Origin of the sequence: Streptomyces sp. NRRL WC-3742 (assembly GCF_000720635.1) — a bacterium.
In the GTDB taxonomy this organism is placed as follows: domain Bacteria; phylum Actinomycetota; class Actinomycetes; order Streptomycetales; family Streptomycetaceae; genus Kitasatospora.
Genome location: NZ_JOCF01000063.1, coordinates 26,293 through 45,742 on the forward strand (window position 1 = coordinate 26,293; position 19,450 = coordinate 45,742).

At 70.1% G+C, this 19,450-nt stretch carries 19 protein-coding genes and 1 pseudogene; 11 read left to right on the forward strand and 9 right to left on the reverse strand.

Translation table 11 applies throughout. The annotated features are described in order from the left end of the window. Positions 1–133: 133 nt before the first annotated feature. The 4 genes and pseudogenes from IH61_RS0129775 to IH61_RS41680 all read right to left on the reverse strand — a co-directional run bounded on the left by IH61_RS0129775 (position 134) and on the right by IH61_RS41680 (position 3,598). On the reverse strand, positions 134–955 hold the full coding sequence (locus tag IH61_RS0129775; RefSeq protein ID WP_031075452.1) for an ABC transporter permease: 822 nt from the start codon (positions 953–955) through the stop codon (positions 134–136). After that, positions 952–1,977: a daunorubicin resistance protein DrrA family ABC transporter ATP-binding protein gene (locus tag IH61_RS0129780; protein WP_031075454.1), complete on the reverse strand. Its 1,026-nt coding sequence runs from the start codon at positions 1,975–1,977 to the stop codon at positions 952–954. The genes IH61_RS0129775 and IH61_RS0129780 overlap by 4 nt, the downstream gene beginning before the upstream one ends. Positions 1,978–2,173: 196 nt before the next feature. Then, positions 2,174–2,532, reverse strand: a pseudogene (locus IH61_RS41675) (hypothetical protein). A gap of 22 nt (positions 2,533–2,554) precedes the next feature. Beyond that, on the reverse strand, positions 2,555–3,598 hold the full coding sequence (locus IH61_RS41680) for a helix-turn-helix transcriptional regulator (protein ID WP_037973540.1): 1,044 nt from the start codon (positions 3,596–3,598) through the stop codon (positions 2,555–2,557). Positions 3,599–3,789: 191 nt separating this feature from the next. Here IH61_RS41680 and IH61_RS0129795 point away from each other — a divergent pair, with 191 nt between their 5' ends. Together IH61_RS0129795 and IH61_RS0129800 are read left to right on the forward strand one after the other, a co-directional pair. Then, entirely contained in the window at positions 3,790–4,398 is a 609-nt protein-coding gene (locus tag IH61_RS0129795; protein ID WP_051838341.1) for an ATP-binding protein, read from the forward strand. Further along, the gene (locus IH61_RS0129800) at positions 4,386–4,676 is read left to right on the forward strand and encodes a hypothetical protein (RefSeq protein WP_031075461.1); all 291 of its coding nucleotides are present in this window, start codon (positions 4,386–4,388) and stop codon (positions 4,674–4,676) included. Before IH61_RS0129795 ends, IH61_RS0129800 begins: the two co-directional genes overlap by 13 nt. Before the next feature lie 47 nt (positions 4,677–4,723). On the opposite strand, the gene IH61_RS0129805 is transcribed toward IH61_RS0129800, so the two are convergent. Continuing rightward, positions 4,724–6,049: a helix-turn-helix transcriptional regulator gene (locus IH61_RS0129805; protein ID WP_031075463.1), complete on the reverse strand. Its 1,326-nt coding sequence runs from the start codon at positions 6,047–6,049 to the stop codon at positions 4,724–4,726. Between the two features lie 155 nt (positions 6,050–6,204). Here IH61_RS0129805 and IH61_RS0129810 point away from each other — a divergent pair, with 155 nt between their 5' ends. From IH61_RS0129810 to IH61_RS0129820, 3 genes are read left to right on the forward strand one after another with little or no spacing between them, the layout of a single operon-like run. After that, positions 6,205–7,197: a Gfo/Idh/MocA family protein gene (locus IH61_RS0129810; RefSeq protein WP_031075465.1), complete on the forward strand. Its 993-nt coding sequence runs from the start codon at positions 6,205–6,207 to the stop codon at positions 7,195–7,197. After that, a complete protein-coding gene (locus IH61_RS0129815; RefSeq protein WP_031075467.1) occupies positions 7,194–8,447 on the forward strand; it encodes a DegT/DnrJ/EryC1/StrS family aminotransferase in 1,254 nt (417 codons plus the stop codon). The genes IH61_RS0129810 and IH61_RS0129815 overlap by 4 nt, the downstream gene beginning before the upstream one ends. After that, positions 8,444–8,878, forward strand: coding sequence for an NUDIX hydrolase (locus IH61_RS0129820; RefSeq protein WP_031075469.1), 435 nt, complete (start codon positions 8,444–8,446; stop codon positions 8,876–8,878). The genes IH61_RS0129815 and IH61_RS0129820 overlap by 4 nt, the downstream gene beginning before the upstream one ends. Positions 8,879–9,353: 475 nt before the next feature. On the opposite strand, the gene IH61_RS43330 is transcribed toward IH61_RS0129820, so the two are convergent. Both IH61_RS43330 and IH61_RS47915 read right to left on the reverse strand, forming a co-directional pair. Next, positions 9,354–9,986 carry a hypothetical protein gene (locus IH61_RS43330; RefSeq protein WP_051838343.1) on the reverse strand — a complete coding sequence of 211 codons (633 nt, stop codon included), beginning with the start codon at positions 9,984–9,986 and terminating at the stop codon, positions 9,354–9,356. A 636-nt stretch (positions 9,987–10,622) separates the two neighbouring features. Further along, positions 10,623–10,988 (reverse strand): hypothetical protein, encoded by a 366-nt coding sequence (locus IH61_RS47915; protein WP_051838346.1) that lies wholly within the window; start codon positions 10,986–10,988, stop codon positions 10,623–10,625. Positions 10,989–11,017: 29 nt separating this feature from the next. Here IH61_RS47915 and IH61_RS0129830 point away from each other — a divergent pair, with 29 nt between their 5' ends. The 3 genes from IH61_RS0129830 (at position 11,018) to IH61_RS0129840 (ending at position 12,796) form a co-directional block, all read left to right on the forward strand. Further along, complete coding sequence (locus IH61_RS0129830; RefSeq protein WP_324607633.1) at positions 11,018–11,794, forward strand: radical SAM protein; 777 nt, start codon at positions 11,018–11,020, stop codon at positions 11,792–11,794. After that, on the forward strand, positions 11,791–11,925 hold the full coding sequence (locus IH61_RS49750) for a hypothetical protein (protein ID WP_267884079.1): 135 nt from the start codon (positions 11,791–11,793) through the stop codon (positions 11,923–11,925). The genes IH61_RS0129830 and IH61_RS49750 overlap by 4 nt, the downstream gene beginning before the upstream one ends. A 67-nt stretch (positions 11,926–11,992) precedes the next feature. Beyond that, positions 11,993–12,796, forward strand: coding sequence for a hypothetical protein (locus tag IH61_RS0129840; protein ID WP_031075471.1), 804 nt, complete (start codon positions 11,993–11,995; stop codon positions 12,794–12,796). A gap of 39 nt (positions 12,797–12,835) precedes the next feature. Here the strand turns inward: IH61_RS0129840 and panB are convergent, their stop codons facing one another. Continuing rightward, positions 12,836–13,705: a 3-methyl-2-oxobutanoate hydroxymethyltransferase gene (panB, locus tag IH61_RS0129845; protein WP_031075472.1), complete on the reverse strand. Its 870-nt coding sequence runs from the start codon at positions 13,703–13,705 to the stop codon at positions 12,836–12,838. A gap of 257 nt (positions 13,706–13,962) precedes the next feature. Between panB and IH61_RS0129850 the strand changes: the two genes are divergently transcribed. From IH61_RS0129850 to IH61_RS0129860, 3 genes are all read left to right on the forward strand, one after another. Next, entirely contained in the window at positions 13,963–15,615 is a 1,653-nt protein-coding gene (locus IH61_RS0129850) for an MFS transporter (protein WP_031075475.1), read from the forward strand. 126 nt (positions 15,616–15,741) lie between these two features. Beyond that, positions 15,742–16,401 carry a TetR/AcrR family transcriptional regulator gene (locus tag IH61_RS0129855; protein WP_051838350.1) on the forward strand — a complete coding sequence of 220 codons (660 nt, stop codon included), beginning with the start codon at positions 15,742–15,744 and terminating at the stop codon, positions 16,399–16,401. A gap of 239 nt (positions 16,402–16,640) precedes the next feature. Beyond that, the gene (locus IH61_RS0129860) at positions 16,641–17,669 is read left to right on the forward strand and encodes an endonuclease/exonuclease/phosphatase family protein (protein ID WP_031075478.1); all 1,029 of its coding nucleotides are present in this window, start codon (positions 16,641–16,643) and stop codon (positions 17,667–17,669) included. Here IH61_RS0129860 and IH61_RS0129865 read toward each other — a convergent pair. After that, positions 17,666–19,417, reverse strand: coding sequence for an NAD+ synthase (locus IH61_RS0129865; RefSeq protein WP_031075480.1), 1,752 nt, complete (start codon positions 19,415–19,417; stop codon positions 17,666–17,668). The genes IH61_RS0129860 and IH61_RS0129865 overlap by 4 nt on opposite strands. Positions 19,418–19,450 lie beyond the last annotated feature (33 nt).

Genomic DNA, 19,450 nt, shown 5'->3' on the forward strand with positions numbered 1-19,450 from the left:
ACGAAGGGCCGACCGGTGCCCGTCCCCAGGGTTCACCGGCCGGCCGTACCTCCGGCGGGCGGCCTGTCCCGGGCCGCCCGCCGATCCCGTCGGTCACACCCCCGTGAGGCGGCCGACGGAGGTTCACAGGGGGTCAGGTCCGCTTGCGGAACCGGGCCACCGCCAGCGGGGCGAAGATCGCCGTCGAGACCGCCGACCAGATCACCACCACCATCACCGGGTGGGCCACCGCCCCGTGGCCGTTGAGCAGGGCCCGGGAGGCGTCGGCCAGCGCGGACAGCGGGTTGACCTTGGTGAACGCCTGCAGCCAGCCCGGCATGGTGTCGGTCGGCGCGAAGATCGAGCTGCCGAACTGCATCGGCAGCAGCACCAGCATGGAGACGCCCTGGACGGCCTGGGCGCTGCGCAGCGCCATGCCCAGCAGCATCGAGATCCAGACGATCGACATGCCGAACACCATCGACAGGCCGACGGTGGCCAGCAGCTCCGGCACACCGGTCTTCAGCTCGAAGCCGAGCAGGAAGCCGAAGGTCAGCAGGATCGCCGTGGACAGCAGGGCCCGGAGCGACTCGGCCACGATCTTGGACAGCAGGACGGAGGCCCGCCCGATCGGCAGGGTCCGGAAGCGGTCCATCACCCCGGTCTGGAAGTCGCTGTTCAGGCCGGTGCCCACGGCCAGCGCCAGGGTCATCCCGGTCTGCCCGATCAGCCCCGGGATCATGTACTGCTTGTAGGCGTCCTGGTCCCCGGCGAACATCGCGCCGCCGAAGACGTAGACGAAGAGCACGGTGAAGACGATCGGCATCAGCACGGCGTCGAACATCGACTCCGGGTCGGCCTTGATCCTCATCAGGTTGCGCCTGGTCAGCGCGCCGACGTGGCGCAGGTTGGCGGCCAGGCCGATCCGGGACTCGTCGCCCCGGGCGTGGGCGGGGGCGAGCGTGGCGGCGGTCATGCGACGGTCTCCTTGGCGTGGCCGGTGGCGGTGGCGGTGGCGCGGTCGGCGGAGGGCTTGCCGGTGATGGCGAGGAAGACCTCGTCCAGGCTGGGCACCTTGGTGTCGATCCCGGCGATCGCGAAGCCGCGCCCGCCGAGCACCCCGATGACGGCGGTCAGGTGCTCCTCGTTGACGATCGGCACCGCGAGCAGCCCGGTGTCCTGGGAGTACGTCGCGTTGGTGACGCCCGACTCGTACAGGCAGCGGGCCATCTCGGGCAGCTCGGCCGGGTGCACCGGGCGGACCTGGAGGGTCTGGCCGCCGACCTTGGCCTTGAGCTCGGCGACGCGGCCGCTGGCGATGACCCTGCCGCGGTCGATGACGGTCAGCTCGTCGGCGAGCTGCTCCGCCTCCTCCATGTACTGGGTGGTGAGCAGCACGGTGCTGCCCTCGGAGACCATCCGCTGCACCTCGTCCCACACCTCGTTGCGGGTGCGCGGGTCCAGGCCCGTGGTGGGCTCGTCCAGGTAGAGCACCCGGGGGCGGCCGATCATGCTGGCGGCCAGGTCGAGGCGGCGGCGCATGCCGCCGGAGTAGGTCTTGGCGATCCGGCCGGCGGCCTCGGTGAGCGAGAAGCGCTCCAGCAGCTCGGCGGCCCGGGCCTTGGCCTCGCGCCGGGGGAGGTCGAGGAGGCGGCCGATCAGGTAGAGGTTCTCGTAGCCGGAGAGCAACTCGTCCACCGAGGCGTACTGGCCGGTGAGGCCGATCGTGCGGCGCAGCTGCTTGGGCTGGCGCAGCACGTCGTAGCCGCCGACGAACGCGGTGCCGGCGTCCGGCTTGATCAGCGTCGAGAGGACGCGGACGAGGGTGGTCTTGCCGGCGCCGTTGGGGCCGAGCAGGGCGAGGACGGTGCCTTCGCGGACGGTGAGGTCGACCCCGTCGAGAGCCTTCGTCTCGCCGAAGTGCTTGACGATCCCCTGCACCTCGACGGCGTTCCCGGTGGTTCCCCGCGTGTTCGGGGCGGTGGCGATTCCTGTCATGCCTCCAAGGTGCCCGCCCCGCCTGTCGCCCCCCTGTCACGCCGCCGGGCCCCCTGTCAGGCCGCTGTCACCCGGCTGTCACCGCTTGAGGGCGCTTCTCGGGCACACATCATTTCAGCGCCCAGAAGAGATTCGGAAAAACAGGGGCGCCTCCTCGATCGAGGAGGCGCCCCTGAAACAAGAATCAATTTTGAAGTCAGAGCACTCGCTCGATGTCCTCGAAAATGTCGGCGTCCGTTTCCTTCTGCCAGTCCGGCAGGGCGTCCCAGTCGGCGACATAGCCCGGCTTGGGGTCGGCGATGTGCTTGTAGATCTGAGCGATCCAGCACAGGGCGACGAAGCGGCCCTTCTGCTCGCGGCTGAGCTTGGCCGTCGTCCCGCCGCTCACGGTGATGAAGTCACGAACTTGACCGAACACAGCGGCCGCGGACTGACGCTCCCAGTCCGGAGTCTCCTCCCAGGGCGTGATGGACCCCGGCTTCGGGTCACCCGGAAAGTGCCGCTCACCCCGGCGATCCACGCCTCGCGGAAGATCCGGCCGTCCTCGTGCTCCATCCTCAGGCCTCTCATCGTCCGTTCAGGTCGGAATCGCAGGCAGGCTTGCGATCTGACTGCTCAGGGCCGAGATCCGCCGGTCGGCGCCGAACGGTTCGAGGCGCCCTTGAAGCTCCCTCAACTTGCGGCCGACGTACCCCGACCCGCTCTGCTGGGCAAGCAACAGGGCTTCACCGGCATACGACAGTAGGCGATCGCTGTCCTTCTGTTGAATCCCGAGTATGGCGAGATCAGTGAGAACGCTCCCCCTGCGGCGTGCCGAGAGCGGCTGGTCCAATGCCTCGACCAGGGCTCCCTCCGCAAGATCGGGTCTCCCGAGCCGGGTGTAGCAGGTGCCCCGTTCCTCGGCCGGCCGAGAGCCGTCGAAGCGCAGCCAGCCGCCGTTGTGAACCTGTCCTGCCAGTGAGTGGACCTGACCTGCTAGATCCAGCGCCCTGTTGCACGAGTCGAGGTCTCCCAAGCCGGCGAACGCCTGGGCTTGAACGGCCGCCACCCAGTGGCGGGTCGAGAGCTCACGATTCCCGTGCCCGGCCAGCTCCGAAGCCGCCTTCAACATGGGCACCGTCGTGGCGAACCGCCTCTCGTACAGGCCGATGAAAGCGTGCCGGGCCAGGGCACACGCCCAGAGGTCATAGGCACTGGCCTCCCGAGCGGCGCTGACGGCGAGGGCATAGCACTGCGCGGCATCGGTGTAGCGATTTCCGTCGAAGAAGATCTCGCCTGCCAGTTGCAGCAGATCCGCCGTTGTCTCGCAGAGCCGCCTGCGCTGAGTCTCGGTCGGAGCCCGCGAGACTGCGGATCCGGTTGGGGCGATGATCGCGATCTGCGGTTCACATGTCGCCGGAGCAGCACCGGTCGGGTGCAACTCCAGTAGACCGTCGAGTTCCACAACAGAGAGTTTCAACAGCCTGGCGAGCCTGGGCCGGATGTGCGGCTGCGGCTCGGAGTCGCCACGCTCCCAACGGCTGACCGTGGACCGGTCGACGTCGAGTGCTTCGGCGAACCCGTCCTGACTGCAGCCGAGTGCCTTCCGGCGCCGCGCCAGATGCGGCCTGGTGGCCTTCATGCCACTGCCCTTCGCTCTGCTGATGCATTGATCCAGGTCAGAGCTCGTGGTGCATCGAGTATGCACCAGAACTGCACCCGGACTGCTCTGGTTTGCCCCAACTCACCCTTGTTTCCTGGGTGGTGCGGCGCACGAACGCCGCACCGAAGAGGCGTGCGATCGCCGAGACCTCGGCTTGGAGTGGAACAACCATGACTCCGCTGAACACCCCGACAGCGCCGGTGCTCTGCACCTTGGACATCGAAGCCGGTGTTGCCGCAGTACCCCCGGCCCGCCGTGAGGTCGGGCAGACCGTCCTGGCCTTGAACCTCCCTCTGTCGAACGAGGCGTTGGGAGACGTGGAGTTGTGTGTCGGTGAGTTGCTCGCCAACGCCGTCGAGCATGTCGGGGAGCGTTGCCGCGTCGTGGTTCGGTGGACCGGCGTTCGTGTGCGCGTGGAGGTCGCTGACGGGAGCCCGTTGCCGCCGACGCGAACCAGCGCCGACGATCTGGCCTCTGGTGGGCGCGGTCTCCTGCTCGTCGAGGCGCTGGCCCACTCCTGGGGCTGGTACCCGGAGGAGGGCGAGAAGGTGGTGTGGTGCGAAGTGGCGCCCGGGCAGGGCGATCAGCCCCGGTACGAGGTCCGGGTGATCGACTCCCGCAGCCCTCACTTTGTCCTCTTGGAGTGCTGGGGCATCTACGACCGTGAACGGCACGACTACCTGCGGGTTCCGGGTTCGTCGGACCGGATCAGGCGCTTCTACACGAAGGCCGCCGCCGCGGCCCATCTGAGCCGGGAGGTGGGGAAGTGCACGACCTGATCGCGAGCCCCTTCCTCAACGGCTTCGTCGTCCTGCGGCCGGGCCGGTTGGAGGGCCTCACGTTGTCCGAGCGGCGGTTCCGGGATCTGGAACTCGCCCACGACTCGGGCGCCGACCTTCCGTTGTGGCTGGCGAGGGCCGTCCGCGCCCGCTGGGGTGTCGACCTGGTGATCCGGTCGGCGAGTGACGCCGTCCTGATCCGCGACGCCCCGCCGTACGGTCACGGCCGGGCGAGCTGGGAGATCAACCTGGGCTGCGACCTCGGCTGCATTCATTAGGCAAATTGAGTGTCGGGTTCAAAGGTGTCGGCTTTGGACCCGTACCGTCAGCTCGCTTTGAGGCGGTCCATGAGGTCGGCGACGCCATCAACCTGGCGGTAGGGCTTGAACGCCGGAGCGAGCTCGCGTACCAAGGTGACGCACCGTTCGGCGCCGATCCGGGTCGCCAGGTCGAGCGACTGATTCGTGACAGCGAGGGCCTGTTCGACCTCGCGGGCCTGCAAGAGGCTACGGGCCTCGTACGTCAGGAAGATCCCCCGCGTCTTGTCACGGGAACGCGGCAGCAGGCTCATGCCCTCGCCGATACGGGCGTGGGCCTCCTCGGTGCGGCCTAGGTCGAGCATGCACTGGCCGGAGTCGACAGCCAGGTCCGCCGTACTCATCCACCGGCACCAGGCCGGGGCGGGGTCGGGACTGTCGGTCAGCAGCGCGCTCTCGGCGGCGGCCAGGTCCCGGTGGCAGTCGGAGGCGGCGCCGAGGGCGGCGTGCGCGCGGGCCCGGCGGAGGTGAAGCAGGGAGCGGGCGGTGGGGTGCTGGGTGTGGATGAGAGCCTGGCTGAGCGGTTCGACGGCGGCGCCGGGTTGGGTGAGCCAGATCGACTGGTAGGCGAAGTCGGAGAGGACGCCGGCGTCGAAGTCGCGGTCGCGGGCGGCGTGCGCGTTGGTGAGGGCCGCGTTCCAGAGCTTGCCCGCCGCGAAGTGCTGGCCCTGGTCGAAGTGATGCCACCCGCAGGTGCTGGCCAGGGAGGCAGCGAGCAGGTGGAGTCGCCGGCCGACGGGTTCGGTGTAGCGGCCTTGTTCCAGCAGGTCGGTGACCGTGTCCAGCTGGGCGTCCATCAGCTTCGCGGTGTGCTGGCGCTGTTCGGTGGGCAGCGCGGTGAGCTTGGCGCAGGTGTCCTCTAGCCAGTCGACCAGTTCGGCATCGACGTGCTTGCCGCTCAGGGCGGCGGTGAGCCGGTCAGGTTCGAGGGCGGTCCACTGGGTGGAGAGCCCGGCCAGCGCGAGCGCGCTGAAGGTCATGAAGGTGCGTCGGCGGTGGTCCATAGCGGCTCTCTGTGCATCTCGAAGGGCGAGGACGGTGAACGCCGACCCGAGTGGAACGGGCTGTTCCTGCCCTGGCAGCCAGTGAGGCCACTCGAAGGCTTCCAGGTCGGCGATCGGGACGTCGAAGGCTTCGGCGATCAGGAGTTGGGATTCGATGCTGGGCGTCTTGCGCCAGTTCTCCCACTTGCTGACGGCGGCCTTGTCGGTGCCGGAGCGAAGGCCCTCGGGCCGGTGCCGAGCGGCGTGGTGGATGCGGGCCGCGAGGTCGGTCTGGGACCAGCCGCGAAGCGCGCGGGCGTACGCGAGGGGGTGCCGGATCTGGTCGTCCACGGGGCCAATCCCATCATCGACGGTGACCGTGAGCCTACTGCGCGTACGGGCGGGACTACCCCGGGACTACGGACAACGCCTGGTTGGTGACCGTGAGTTGGGCTCTACTCGTCGTGCACCGACAAGTTTCGTCACCAAGCGGAAGGAGTCCGCGCATGAAACGACGAGCTGCGGTTATCGGCCTCGGCCACCAGGCGCTCGAAGACCACCTGCCCGGCCTGCTCGCCTCCAGCAAGGCCGAGCTCGTCGCCGTCTGCGACAGCAACCCCGACACCCTGCGCGAGCGACAAGACCGGCTCCAGGTCCCGGGATTCACCCGCGCCGGTGAGCTGCTGGACGCCGTGAAGCCGGACTTCGTGGTCGTCGCCGTCCCGCATCACGCCGGTCGGGAGGTCGTCCAGGAGTGCGCCGACCGGGGCGTTCACGTCCTCAAGGAGAAGCCCTTCGCCACCAGCGTGCAGGAGGCCCGGGACCTCGTCCAGGTCTGCCAGGCTGGGCGGGTCGAGCTGATGGTCACCCTCCAGCGGCGGTTCAACCCGATCTATGCCAGCGTCGCCGGGCTGCTGGACCAGATCGGCACACCGTTCCTGATCGACGGTCAGTACACCTTCCACACCGACGACCCCGGTGGCGGCTGGCGCGGGGACGTCCGGCAGGCCGGGGGCGGCTGCATCATCGACATGGGCTACCACCTGATCGACCTGCTGCTGTGGTACTTCGGCCTGCCCAGCCGGGTCATCGCGGAGTTCTCCACCACCGCCGTCCCCGGCGGCGGGTACGACGCGGAGGACACCGCCGTCATCCAGCTCGGCTACGGCAGCGACCTGTACGGCTCGGTGCTGTTGTCCAGGTGGGTGGCCCCGAAGACTGAGCGACTGCATGTGGTCGGCACCCGAGGCTCGGTGCTGCTGACCAAGGGCCAGGTCCAGCGCCTTGACCTGGGCGGCACGGTCGTGGAGGAGCTGACCCGCCCGCACGCCCCGGCCTCGGCGTCGGCCGCGCAGATCGACTACTTCTGCCGGGTTCTGGACGGCGAGAGGCCCAACACCTCCGGACCGGAGCAGCACCTCGCGCACGCCGCGTTCATCGCCTCCTGCTACCGGTCCAAGGCAGCGGGGCGCTACATCGACCCGAAGGAGATGCTGTGACCAGCCCTCTCGCCCTGCTCGGCGGCAAGCCCGCCGTCACCGCCACTGGCCCGCACTTCAGCTGGCCGCCGATCGACGACACCACCCGCGCCAAGGTCGCCGCCCAGCTGGAGGAGTCGATCTCCATCCCCGGCCGGTCCGGCATCGTCGCCGAGCTGGAGGACGGACTGCAGGAGTACTTCGGCGTCCGTCACGCGGTCACCACCAGCTCCGGCACGGCCGCTCTGCACGCCACCTACTGGGCCGCGAGGATCAAGCCCGGCGACGAGGTGATCGTCCCGGCTTGGACCTTTCACGCCACCGCCTCCCCGCTGTTCCATCTCCGTGCGGTGCCGGTGCTCTGCGAGACCGGGCCGGACGGCAACATCGACCCGAACGGGGTCGAGGAGCTGATCACCCCGCGCACCCGCGCGATCATGGTCACCCACCTGTGGGGCAAGCCCGCCGACATGACTGACATCGTCGCCGTGGCGAACGCGCACGACCTTCTCGTACTGGAGGACGGCTCCCACGCCCACGGCGCCAGCATCGCGGGGCAGAAGGTCGGCACCTTCGGCCTGGCCTCGGCGTTCTCCCTCAACGGACCCAAGCCGCTGTCCGGCGGCGAGGGCGGGTTCGTCCTTACGGACGACGACGACACCTACCACCGGGTCATCACGCTCGCGCACTACAACAAGCGGGCCAAGTCGGAGATCCCGGAAGGCCATCCGCTCGCGCGGTACGCGGTCACCGGGGCCGGCCTCAAGCTCCGCATCCACCCGCTCGCCGCCGCCATCGCCCACGACCAGCTCACCCGCCTCGACGGCTACCTCGCCGGACGGGCGGAGATCGCCCGCTACCTCACCGGTGCACTCGCCGGGGTACCCGGCCTGGAGGTCACCAGCATGCCCGAAGGGGTGGTCCCGTCCTGGTACGGGTTGACGCTCACCTACCGGCCGGACGAGCTCGGCGGGCTGCCGATCGAGCGGTTCCACCAGGCGCTGGTCGCCGAGGGCGCCACCGAGTTCGACCGCCCGGGCTCCACCTGCCCGCTCAACCAATTCCCGCTGTACCAGCACCCCGGACCGTTGTTCCCGGGGCACCCGCACTCCCACCGCCGTTACACGAGCGGTGACTTCCCGGTCGCGGAGCAGGCTCACGCGCACACGATCAAGCTCCCGGTCTGGCATCGTGAACAGGATCTCGAACTGGCCGAGCAGTACGTCCGCGCGGCCATCAAGATCAGCGACCATCACAAGGAGCTTCTGTGACCGTCACCTCCCCCGAGTTCGTGGCTGGCCTGGCGGCCGACGCTGAAGCCGCCGGCATCACCGGCTTCGTCGCGGCCGCCGTGATCAACCACGACGGCCGGGTCCTGCTCGTACGGCGCAACCCCGACGACTACATGGGCGGGATGTGGGAGATCCCCTCCGGAACGGTCGAGACCGGGGAGACGATCCTGGACGCAATGTACCGGGAGACCGCCGAGGAGACCGGCCTGACCGTCGACCAGGTCAGCGGCTACATCGGGCACTTCGACTACCAGAACAGCCGCGGTGGCACGACCCGCCAGTTCAACTTCGCGGTCACCGTGGAGAAGACCGAACCGGTCGTCCTCACCGAACACGACGCCCACCAGTGGGCACTCCCCGGCGAGCTGCCCGAGGTCAGCGACGCGGTCCGCAAGCTGATCGCCCGTTGAGGTGGTGAGAGTGTGGCGGGGGCCTCGGATTCCCCCAGGCCCCCGCCACACCATGGTCGAGATGACCTGCTGCGGCTCAAGGGGGTAACTGCCGATGCGCTGCCGAGCTCCTGCTTTGCCTGGTCCAACTCCAGCGACAGCTCTACGGCGATCTTCGTCAGGACCTTGCTCTTCTCACGTTCGATAGCTAGGTCTGCCTTGAGGGCCTTGATCTCCTCCTTCAGGAGCCTGTTCTGCTCGTGGACCTTCTCCACAGCGGCAGGTGCCGAGCTCTGTGCCTTCACCCGGGCCTGGAACTCGTGCACGAGGTCCTTGTGATCGCCGTAGACCACATCGCGGCGAAGCCCCGACTCGGTGATCAGCTCCGATCCGGTGAGCTTGCCGCTGGCCGACCGCAGCGGTGTACCCGCCAGCAGCCGTTCTGCGGCAGCCTGGAGCGCCGCCCGCTCGGCTTCGCGATCGCGGGGCTTGCGGGTCATTCGCTGTTCTCCCTGGTGGTAGCGGTGCCTACGTGCCGGTGCAGGACCTTGCGGACCTGAACAGCCTGGGCTTTGGCGCGATCCCGAAGCGGATGAGGGGCGAGTGGGTCGGCAACCGCCGCCTCCAACGCAGAGAGCCTTTCCTGTAGTTGGGCGACATCGCGGTCGGTGTACGCGAGGTTTTGGCAGGTCGACTGGCACTCGGCCTCGATCGGTGCGTCACCGACCGGCAGCCCCTGGGCGATCCGGGCGTTGCGGCATGCAACTGTCTCCGCCTGCCAGACACAGGTCATGCCGTCGCCATGGTGGATGCTGGGGTCGACCTGGGAGACCAGCCGCTCGACGTTGCGGACGCGGTTGACGACACGACCGGCGAACCGGTGGGCACGCGCCACCCTCGACCTGTATTCCGGAGCTGCCGGGCCGCTGATTCGTTCGCCCTGCTCCAGGAGCGACCAGTCCCGCTCGCTCTGCTCAACGATCAACTCCAGCCGCTCGACGGCCACGTCCTCCAGCCAGGAGGCGTTCGCCTGCCCCGCGTAGCTCAAGGTGACCTTGGTTGAGACGTGTGCGTACTGAAGTGCTGCCGCGATCAGGCCGCGGGGCCTGCGGACGATGAAGTAGGCCAAAGTCCGTCTGAACCTGGACGGGTGGATGTTGCGGGTCGGGTCGGCCGGGACGACCGGCTGACCGTCGGAAGCTGCTGTTCAGCCAGCCGATGAACTTGTCCAGGTCACGGGTCATATATCGGGCGACACGGGCATGCTCATGGGCGGGTCGGCGTGCGTGGGCGGACACGAGGCTGGAAGGAAAGAGGAACGGGGAGTCGGACAGCGATTCGAGTATGGCGATGGCGTCGTGGACCGGTTGCACGACGACCCACGAGCGGCCCCACTCGTCCTCGCCCGCGCTCGGGCGGGGAGATCGCCCGGCCCCCTTGCCGTGACGGCCGTCAACGAAGAGCTGTCCAGTGGTCTCGTCGCGTCGTCGGCAGCCGCGTCTGAGGTTGAGCGCCTCGCCCGGCCGCATGCCGGAGAGGTAGCTGATCACCACGAAACAGGCGGCGGCCAGGTGCGAGACCAGCTCGGGAAGCTCCTTGACCGTGATGGGATGCTCGCGCCAGGCGTGCCCGTCGATGAGGCCGCAAACTTCCCCCAGGAATGAGCCTCGGGCGATCGGGAGGCCGCTGTCCACGACTGTCTGGCGCACCTTCGGCTGTGAGGTGGTCAGCTTCATGCCAAGGAGTCGGGAGAGATGACGCCAATTCAGCTGATACGTGCCGTCGTCGGCTTGTATCCCCGGAAGAGCGGCTCCCTCGGCTTCGGCGCGGGCGAGGAGATCTCCACGCGCTGGCGGACGGGCAGTCCGTGGAAGTCTGCCTGGCGAGGGTGGGTCTTCGCTTCGAGCTGTTGGAACTCGTGTTGGGCAGCGACGATGTCCGGACCGATGTCCTCGATCATCCGCAGGCTCCAGGCCAGCAGGGCCTCCATCGTGGCGGGGGCGATCCGGGGAGTCTTGTTCTCCCGGCCGGGGGCAGGCGTCTGGGCGAGTTGGTGCATGCTCGCCCCATCCCAGAGGCTGTCGGTCGACAGCCGGCACTCGGGCGGCAGGTGCACCTGGTAGTCCCACATGGCTGGACGAGAAGGGCAAGCGCCGCCTGCTGCGCACCCTGCGGGACGCCGGAGTGCTGTGGCTCCAGGTCACGGGCGGCGAGGCCCTGATCGATCCCCACTTCGCCGCCTCGTGCCGGCTCGCGCACGACCTCGGGATGATGATCGAGGTCCTCACCAACGGCACCCGTCTGTCGAACCCCGCCACCTTGGCGGCCCTGGCTGCGTGCAGGCCGTACAGGGTCACCGTCTCCCTCTACGGCGCGACCCCGGAGACGTACGACGCGTTCACCCGTCGCCGAGGCGCCTTCGCGCGGGTCACCCGGGGGCTGGCCGCCGGCGTCGAGGCCGGTCTGCCCCTGCGACTGGCGCTGATCGTCACCGCGCAGAACGCCCACGAGCACGACCGGATGCGCGAGTTGGCCAACGGGCTCGGGCTGCCGTTCAAGGAGTACACCCACATGTCGCCGACGATCTACGGCGGCGCCGAGTCCCTCGCCTCCCAGTCCCCGGCCCACCTGAAACCCCTCGAACGCTTCACGGGCTGCAACGCGGGACACACCTTCCTCCACGTCGACCCGCACGGACGGGCCTCGATCTGCAAGGTCGGCCGCGACGAACAGATCGACGTCCTGGCCGAAGGCGTCCAGGGTCTCGCCCGGCTCGGCACGATCGCCGACCGCCTCATGCTTCGCACCGGTGGCTGCTCCGGCTGCCTGCTCTCCGAGAACTGCTCGGTGTGCAGGCCACTGGCCAAGCGGTACCAGGAGGCGAAGGCACCACTGAACACCTACTGCCAACACGGCCGGAAAGGAACCACAGGATGACCGCTGTCATGGTCGAGATGACCACCACCCGCACGAAGAGCGACGACGACGAGATCAGGTTCGTCGACGACATGGAGGACTTCGGGGCCGACGCCCTCCCCGGATGCAGCGACGACAACCCGTACCGGTAGCACGCCCCCGGAGGCCGACCGCGTCGATGCGGTCGGCCTCCGGGCTGATTCTGGGAGCCTGTAGGTCGTGACCACCACGCGCATCCACTGGGCGGATCTGCCCGCAGCCGTGCACCAGGCTGTTTCTGTACGGCTTGGAGGTCCGATTCTTCGGGCGGAGACGGTCTCGGCCGGGTTCAACTCCGAGATCGCCGTCAGGCTCGCCACCGAAGAGGGCAGCGTCTTCGTCAAGGGCATGCGGCTCAGCCACCCGCGTGTGTGGACACAGCAGCGCGAGGCGGAGATCAACCCGTCCCTGCACGGCCTCGCGCCGACGGTGCTGTGGCACATGGAAGTCGAAGGATGGAGCCTGCTCGCGTTCGAGCACATCCGGGCCCGGCACGCCGACTACAAAGCGGTCGGGGACCTGGAGTCGATGGTTGACGTGCTGACCCGGCTCGGCCGTGTCCCGTGCCCCCGGATCGAACTCCGTCAGGCGGAGCAGCGATGGGCTGCGTATGTGGACGAGCCGCAGTCGGCGGCCCGGTTCGCGGGCGATGCGCTGCTGCACACGGACCTGAACAGCGAAAACGTGCTGGTTCAGGGAGAACGGACGGTTCTGGTGGACTGGGCGTGGGCCACGCGCGGCGCGGCCTGGATCGACCCGGCTCTCTGGGTGATCTGGCTGATCGCCGCGGGCGGCCACAGCCCGGCTTCGGCGGAGGGCTGGGCTGCCAGGATTCCCGCCTGGAGTCTCGGCGATCCTGCACTGCTGGACGTCTTCGCGAAGGCTCAGGCCCGCATGTGGGCCGACATCGCGGGGAGCGAGCCGGACGCGTGGACGGCCGGGCTGAGCAGGGCGGCTCAGCGGTGGGCCCGCTTCCGAGGGTGACGTCGCCGCTTCGGCGGGGCCGAAGCGGCGACGGGGCCGTCAGTGGAAGGTGTGCTGCTCCGCCGGGAAGGCGCCGGTGCGGACCTCTTCGGCGAACTCGCGGGCGGCGTCGCCGAGGACGGAGCGCAGGTTCGCGTACTGCTTGACGAACTTGGGCACCCGGCCCGCGGTCATGCCGGCCATGTCCGTCCAGACCAGCACCTGGGCGTCGGTGTCGGCGCCGCCGCCGATGCCCACGGTCGGGATCGCCAGCTGCTCGGTGACCTGGGCGGCCAGCTCGGCGGGGACGGCTTCCAGGACGACGGCGAAGGCGCCGGCCTGCTGCACGGCCTTGGCGTCGCGCAGCATCTGGTGCGCCGCCTCGTCGCCGCGACCCTGGACGGGGTAGCCGCCGAAGGCGTGCACGGACTGCGGGGTGAGGCCGATGTGGGCCATCACCGGGACGCCGGCCTCGACCAGCAGCTCGATCGAGCGGGCGCTGCGCTCCCCGCCCTCCAGCTTGACGGCGCCGACCCCGGCGTCCTTCATCAGCCGGGCGGCGTTGTGCATGGCCTGCGCGGGGGACTCCTGGTACGAGCCGAAGGGCAGGTCGGCGACGACCATGGCGCGCTTGGTGCCGCGGACGACGGCGGCGGAGAGCATCACCATCTGATCCATGGTCACGGGCACGGTGGTCTCGTAGCCGAGGTGGCAGTTGCCGGCCGAGTCGCCGACGAGCAGGACGGGGATGCCGGCCTCGTCGAACACCCCGGCGGTGAGGGCGTCGTAGGCGGTGAGCATGGCCCACTTCTCGCCGCGCTGCTTGGCGGCGGCGAGGTCGCGGACGGTGACCCGTCGGTTGGTGACCCCGCCGTAGAGGGAGGTGGTCGACGCCTGGTTCTGGGCAGGCGAAGGCGAAGAAGCGTTCATCGAACGGACTCCTGAAGGGTTGTCGTCTCGTGGCGCCGTGCGGCGTCCCCGGATCACCTCCATGCTTGCACGCCCCGGCGTGGCCGCAAAGAGGGGGGAGCACGCACGGGTGCGATCCGGGACACACCGGAGCTTTTATGAAACGGATTCGTCTCGTATCGAAAATGGGGCTAGGCTGACGTCCGGGGGTAATACGAGACGCACACGGCTCGGAACCGCCCCGTACACCGCACCACCGAACCGGACGGGGAAGACCAATGACCACCGCAGCCGCGCCACCACGGGTACCGGAAGCCATCCACCGCCGCCGCTGGGCGATCCTGAGCACCCTGGTGCTCGCCCTGCTCGTCGTCGTGCTCGACAACTCGATCCTCAACGTCGCGATGAAGACCATCGCGACCCCGGCCCCGGTCGGCCTGGGCGCCACCCAGAGCGACCTGGAATGGGCGATCAACTCGTACACCCTGGTGTTCGCGGGGCTGCTCTTCACCTCGGGCCTGCTCGGCGACCGCTTCGGCCGCAAGCGCGCGCTGCTGGCGGGCATGGTCGTCTTCGGCATCGCCTCGCTGCTCTCCGCGATGGCCGGCTCGCCCGGTGAACTCGTGGGCTACCGCGCCCTGATGGGCGTCGGCGGCGCGCTGGCGATGCCCGCCACGCTGGCGATCATCATGAACGTCTTCGAGCGCTCCGAGCAGCCCAAGGCGATAGGCATCTGGGCCGGTGCGGTCGGCCTGGCCATCGCCATCGGCCCGATCACCGGCGGCCTGCTGATCGAGCACTTCTGGTGGGGCTCGGTCTTCCTGGTCAACGTCCCGATCGTGATCGTCGCCGTCGTCGCGATGGCGATCCTGGTGCCCGAGTCCAAGGACCCGAACCCCGGCAGGATGGACCCGGTCGGCGTGCTGCTGTCGATCATCGGCCTGGTCGCGCTGATCTACGGCATCATCAAGGGCGGCGAGCTGGCCGACTTCACCGACGTCCAAGCCTGGCTGCCGACCCTGATCGGTGTGGCCGCCCTGGTGGCCTTCGTCCTGTTCGAGCGCCGCACCCGCTTCCCCGCGCTGGACATCAGCTGGTTCCGCAACAAGGTCTTCAGCGCCTCGGTCGTGGTCGTCGGCGTGATCTTCTTCGCGCTGATGGGCGTCTCCTTCTTCGGCGTCTTCTACATCCAGAGCGTGCGCGGCTACAGCGCCCTCCAGGCCGGCATGCTGATGCTGCCGATGGCCGCCGCCCAGCTGGTGTTCGCCCCGCGGGCCCGCCTGGTCGTCGACCGCCTCGGCGTCGCCGCCACCGCCGCGGCCGGCATGATGCTCGTCGCCCTCGGCTTCGTCGGGTACGGCGTGATCAGCGCGACCTCGCCGATCTGGGTGCTGATCATCCTCGGCCTGGTCATGGGCGCGGGCATGGCGCACGTCATGCCGCCCGTCACCGTCGCCATCATGGGCTCGCTGCCGCGCGAGAAGGCGGGCGCGGGCTCGGCCGTCAACAACACCTTCCGCCAGGTCGGCGGCTCGCTGGGCGTCGCCGTCCTGGGCGCGGTGCTCTCCACCGTCTACCGCGACGGCATGTCCGACACCCTCCAGCAGCTGCCGCCCGAGTACCGGGACAAGGCCGGCGAGTCGCTGGAGGCCACCATGGCCGTCGCCGAGCATCTCGGAGACAAGGGCAAGGGCCTGATCGCCCCCGCCTTCGACTCCTTCATGCACGCCATGCACGTCGTCTCCTGGTTCTCCGTGGCCATCTCGGTGGTCGGCGCGCTCGTCGCCTGGTTCCTGCTGCCGCGCCGCACCGCCGCCCCCGGCGGCCCGGCCGGCCAGGTGCCGCCGCAGGCCGACCGGGCGTCCGCCCAGGACGGCCAGGCTTCCGTCCAGGACGGCCAGGCCCGCGAGGCCGCGGCCGCGGACGCCTGACCAGCGGCGAAGCACATGCGGACTGAGTGACAATGGCCCTGTCGACCGGACGCCGTCCGGCCGGCGGGGCCATCGGCGGCAGGACGGGCCCCAGCGCCCGGGCAGAGCGAGGGAGAGTACCGGGGAATGAAGACGGACACCCCGACGGCCGGGCCCCAGGCCCCCGACTGCGGCGAGCGGGACTGCGGCGCCGCCGGTGCGGGACGGCGCGGGCGGCCGCGCAGCGAGGCCGCCGAGCAGGCCATCTTCACCGCCGTCGAGGGCATGATGGCCGCCGGCACGATGATGTCCGACCTGACCATCGAGGGCATCGCCGCCGCCGCCGGCGTCGGCAAGGCCACCATCTACCGGCGCTGGCCCAACAAGGAGGCCCTGCTCGTCGACGTGGTCAGCCGGCTGGAGGCCCCCGCGCCCGAGCCGAGCGGCCTGGGCGTGCGCGAGGACCTGGTCGAGATGGTCGACTACATGCGCCGCCGCGGCCTCGCCAAGCGCACCCGCTGGGTGCTCAAGGCCGCCCTCGGCCAGATGCAGAGCCAGCCCGAGCTGTACGCCGCGTACCGCGAACGGGTGATCAAGCCGCGCCGCGAGGCCGCGCTGACCCTGATCCGCCAGGCCGTCCAGGAGGGCGTGCTCCGCTCCGACCTCGACGTGGAGCTCCTCGGCGACCTGATCCTCGGCCCGATCCTCTACCGCGCCATCCTCTGGGACGACTCCGACCTGGAGGCCCCCGACCTCGCCCGTACGATGGTCGACTCCCTCCTCGACGGCCTCGCCCCGCCCTCCTGACGCGCCGGCGCGCTGACCTGCCGGCGCGCTGACCCGCCGACCCGCTGACGCGCACCCTCGCCGACGTGGCCTCGCTCACGGAACCGGCCGCGCCGGAACCCTCACCGCGGGGCCCCACGTCTGTCCCGGCATAGGCTGAGCCGGGAATCCGATCGAACCGGCACCAGTCCGGCATTTCGTCCGCGCACCGTACGGACGGGGCCGGACCGGCGGACGGCACGAGCGAACGGGAGCCACGGATGGCGCAGGCGGGCACGACCGAGGAACGGACCCCGGCCCCACCGGCCCGAGGCGGCGGCTTCCTGGGACTGCGCCACTGGGGCCGCGACCGGCGCGGCGCCACCACCTGGCGGCGGGGCCTGCTGCTCGCCGCCCTCGCCGTCCTCGTCGCCCTGCTGCTGGCCTTCCACGCCGAGGTGCCCAACGGCGTCGGCAACCTCGGCAGCCTGCTGGAGACCTTCCTGCCCTGGCTGGGCCTGGCCGTCCCCGTGCTGCTGGCGGCCGCGCTGCTGCGCCGCTCCGCCACCGCGCTGCTCGCCCTGCTGCTGCCCGCCGCGCTCTGGGCCAACCTGTTCGGGGGCCTGGTCACCGACCGCAGCGGCGGCGGCCACGGCGACTGGACGGTGGTCAGCCACAACGTCGCCGCCGGGAACACCGACGTGCCCGGCACGATCCGGGGCCTGGTGGGCTCCGGCGCCCAGATCGTCGCCCTCCAGGAGCTGGCCGGTTCGGCGCTGCGCTCGTACGAGACCGGGCTCGCCGGGGCCTACCCGTACCACGCGGTGGAGGGCACGGTCGGGCTCTGGTCGAAGTACCCGATCGGCGAGGTCTCCCCGGTGGACCTGAGGATGGGCTGGACCAGGGCCTTCCGCGCCGAGGTCACCACCCCGCAGGGCCCGCTCGCCGTGTACGTGGCGCACCTGCCCTCCGTCCGGCTCAAGGCCGAGGGCGGCTTCACCGTCGACCAGCGGGACGTCAGCGCGCAGGCGCTCGGGAACGCGATCCAGGCCGAGCGGGTGAAGAAGGTCCTGCTGCTCGGCGACCTCAACGGCACCATGAACGACCGCAGCCTGGCGCCCGTCACCTCGCAGATGCGCTCGGCCCAGGGCGCCGCCGGGGACGGCTTCGGGTTCAGCTGGCCGGCCGCCTTCCCGATGGCGCGGATCGACCAGATCATGAGCAAGGGCGGGCTGACCCCGGTGGACTCCCGCACCCTGCCCCGGGACGGCAGCGACCACCTCCCGGTGGCCGCCACCTACCGGTACTAGCCCCGCCTCCACCGGTTGGTGATCGGCAGGCGGCGGTCCCGGCCGAAGTTCTTCACCGAGATCTTCGGGCCCGGCGGGTACTGGCGGCGCTTGTACTCGGCGGTGTCGACCAGCCGGACCACCCGGTCCACCACCGCCGGGTCGAAGCCGGCCGCGACGATCGCGTCCCGGCCCTCGTCGCCCTCGATGTAGCGGGTCAGCACCTCGTCCAGCAGGTCGTAGTCGGGCAGCGAGTCGGTGTCCACCTGGTCCGGCCGCAGCTCGGCGGACGGCGGCTTGCTGATCGTGTTCTCCGGGATCGGCGGCTCCTCGCCGCGCCGGAGGGCCTCCTCGTTGCGCCAGCGGGCCAGGCGGAAGATCAGCGACTTGTAGACGTCCTTGATCGGGCCGTACGCGCCCACCGAGTCGCCGTACAGGGTCGAGTAGCCGACGGCCAGTTCGCTCTTGTTGCCGGGGGCGAGGACGAGGTGGCCCTCCTGGTTGGAGACCGCCATCAGCAGGGTGCCGCGCAGCCGGGACTGCAGGTTCTCCTCGGCCAGGCCCGTCAGCTCGGTCGCGGCCATGTAGGCGTCGAACATCGGGGCGATGGGCACGGTGCGGAAGTTCAGCCCGGTGCGGCGGGCCAGCTCGGCCGCGTCGTCCCGGGAGTGCTGGGAGGAGTAGCGGCTCGGCATCGAGACGCAGTACACGTTCTCCGCGCCGATCGCGTCCACGGCGATCGAGGCCACCAGCGCCGAGTCGATGCCGCCGGACAGGCCGATCAGCACCGACCGCATGCCGTTCTTCTCCACGTACGCCCGGGTACCGGACACCAGGGCGGCCCAGATCTCCGCCTCGTCGGAGATCCTCGGCGCGACCTCGGCGCTCAGCCGCTCGGCCGGCTCCCCAGGCTCCCCGCCCAGCTCGGTACGCACCAGGTGCAGGCCGTCGGCGAGCAGCAGGCCGTCCGTGTGGTCGCTGCTGGCGGCCGGAAGGTCGAGGTCGAGGACCATCAGGTGCTCCTCGAACTGCGGGGAGCGGGCGAGGACCTCGCCGTCCGCGGCGACCACGATCGAGTCGCCGTCGAAGACCAGCTCGTCCTGGCCGCCGACCATGTTGACGTACGCCAGGGCGCAGCCCGCCTCGACCGCGCGCCGGCGGACCAGCTCCAGGCGCTGGTCGTCCTTGTCGCGCTCGTACGGGGAGCCGTTGATCACCAGCAGCAGCCCGGCCTCGGCCTCGGCGGCGGCGGTCACCCGGCCGCCGTCCTGCCAGATGTCCTCGCAGATCGCCAGGGCCACGTCCACCCCGTGCACCCGCAGCACCGGCAGCTGGTCGCCGGGGACGAACCAGCGGAACTCGTCGAAGACCCCGTAGTTGGGCAGGTGGTGCTTGGCGAAGCGGGTCACCACCTCGCCCCGGTGCAGTACGGCCGCGCAGTTCTGCGGGGACCCTGCGGGGCGGCCCAGCCGCGGCGAGGCGTGCTCCGAACGCCCGAGGTAGCCCACCACGACGGGCACCTCGCCCAGCCCCTCCCGCGCCAGCCGCCCCGCGAGCTCGACCAGGGCGGCGCGGGACGCCTCCACGAAGGAGTGCCGCAGCGCGAGGTCCTCCACCGGGTACCCGGTCAGGGCCATCTCGGGGAACGCGACCAGCTGCGCACCGGCCTCCAGGGCCTGCCTGGTCCAGCGCACCACCTCATCGCCGTTGCGTGCGAGGTCACCGACCCACGGGTCGGTCTGACAGAGGGCGAGACGGAGATTGGGCATGGCTCGAAGTGTAATCGTCGATCTGACGCAATG